Raw genomic sequence first — 2021 nt, forward strand, 5'->3', positions numbered from 1 at the left:
CAAGCAAATAGATGAGAGGTTTAAGGATATGGAGAATAGGTTTAAACAGATAGATGAGAAATTCAAATCAATAGATGAAAGATTCAGCGAAATTAATAATAGAATCAAACAGATGGATGATAAGTTTAATGATATTAAGAGATACATTGATGTTAAGATTAATAGGCTAACGGAAGCAATTACCGATTATCAAGAATTCTTCATTGAGTACCTAAGTGCTGAGGGTTTACTTAAGCCTGAGAGGGCTAGTATGCTTCGTAATGAGGCTAAGAGAATTATGAAATTGGGAACATCAACCAATCCATTAAGTAAGGATGAGTGGAGGAGATTAGGTGAATTACTGGATAAGGATGATTTAACCTATGATGAGGCTATTGAGTTGAGGGATTTAGCAAGGAAGATTATTAAGGAGTACGGCGAATACCCTGAAGCCTGGAAACTACACATATACGCATCAATAATGGTTGGTAGGGCATTAAGGAAAATGAGTGAGGAAGGTGGCAAAAAATAGTATTATTACTTCAGGAATAATTCCTCATGCTGCTTAACATATTCAACACTCTCCCTTAGGCTTAGGAAGAGTTTCCTAACATACTCAACATCATCCTTAGTTACATTATCCCTATTCTGCTCCTTAGCCCTAATTTGAGCCGGGGTTAGTAGTTGGATTGCATACCTTAAACTATTCTCAACACCTATCTTGGTTAAGTAACCTAAGGCATCATTACTTAACTTAACCCCCTCCTCCCTAGCCCTAATGGACACTATTTCCCTAACCTCATCCTCATTATACGGCCTAGTCCTTATTATGATTAACCTATCTAATAAATCCAATGGTATACCATGGGGTGCCTCAATGTCAGTGCCCCTTATTTTTGTTATACCCCTATTCGTGGCGAATATCATTATTGGGCTCATCTCCATCTCCATGGCCTTTGTGAAGAAGGCCCAGGTCTCAATATCAAGCATGTGCGCATCATCCACAAAGAGTACACCTGGGATTAATTCACCATTACCCTTATCCACCGTCTCCTTAACGAAATTATCCACAGCATTCCTAACCTCACTTGGTATCTCCTTCTCCTCAGTGAATACCCCGAACAACATTGCTGAAACCAAGCCCTGTTGCCTAGCCTGATACATGTCTAGGTCATGAAGCGTGAAGAACCTTGTTATCTCCTTCTCCTTATGCACAGGCCCCTTAGGTACCTCAAGCTTACGCTTAACATATATATCATACTGCTCCTCACCCTCACCTTGAGCCTGCCCCTCAGCAATAACCCTACCAGTCTCCTCATCAATCATTATAACATCACCAGTGCTGATTCCTAATTCAATCAACTGCGCAGCAATCTCCTGGGGTACCTTCAGTACCTTCTCCTCATCAGTAGTCTTCAACCTCACAGTAGCCCCAACTGGTACCTGAATGTAGGGATTATATGGGTGTTTACCGTACTTAAATTCAATGGACTTAACCACACCCTCGTAAACCCTCCTCCATTCCCTTATTCTAAGCCCAATGGCCTTCCTAAGGGCCCTCATTAGGAATTCAGTCTTCTTAATCTCCACACTATATATCTCAGCTGCATTAAGGTGAACAAAGGGGGTATCAGCCCCAAGCTCCCTGGCAATCCCAATAGCCAATGCCGTCTTACCAGTGCCAGGTGGGCCGACTATCAATACACCTTTACCACTGAATTTACCTGCCTTGATAATCTTAACAACCATTGCTGCAGCCTCCCTGGCCTCAACTTGACCCACGAAACCATCTGCAATCTTCTCCACCTTACCGTTAACTATACCAAGTCCCTTAATGTGGCTATGTACACTTATCCTCCTCCTTTCCTCCTCACCACTCTTTACTTCCTCAACCCTTATAGATGACATAAGTCGTCTTTATTATGCAGTAATTTAAACCTATCCTCATGAATAAGTTATCTCACAAAGAGAAGTGAAGCCTCTAAGCTGGCTTTCTTTAATGCTCAGTATAATGGGATATTGTCCCTATCTTCTTTAAACCC

The 2021-nt window shown here is 41.6% G+C and carries 2 protein-coding genes; one reads left to right on the top strand and one right to left on the bottom strand.

Annotated features, from left to right (window positions below; translation table 11 throughout):
• A partial coding sequence (locus tag BP896_RS03880; RefSeq protein ID WP_291765873.1) for a hypothetical protein occupies nucleotides 1–511 on the top strand: 511 nt, incomplete at its 5' end.
• A gap of 5 nt (nucleotides 512–516) precedes the next feature.
• On the opposite strand, the gene BP896_RS03885 is transcribed toward BP896_RS03880, so the two are convergent.
• The gene (locus BP896_RS03885) at nucleotides 517–1887 is read right to left on the bottom strand and encodes a RuvB-like helicase (protein ID WP_291765875.1); all 1371 of its coding nucleotides are present in this window, start codon (nucleotides 1885–1887) and stop codon (nucleotides 517–519) included.
• Between the last annotated feature and the right edge of the window lie 134 nt (nucleotides 1888–2021).

It is taken from the genome of Caldivirga sp. UBA161, from assembly GCF_002506515.1.
Lineage (GTDB): Archaea > Thermoproteota > Thermoprotei > Thermoproteales > Thermocladiaceae > Caldivirga.

Coding starts and splice junctions, on each gene's coding strand:
- BP896_RS03885 (WP_291765875.1), bottom strand. CDS start 1,887: ATGTCATCTATAAGGGTTGAGGAAGTAAAGAGTGGTGAGGAGGAAAGG.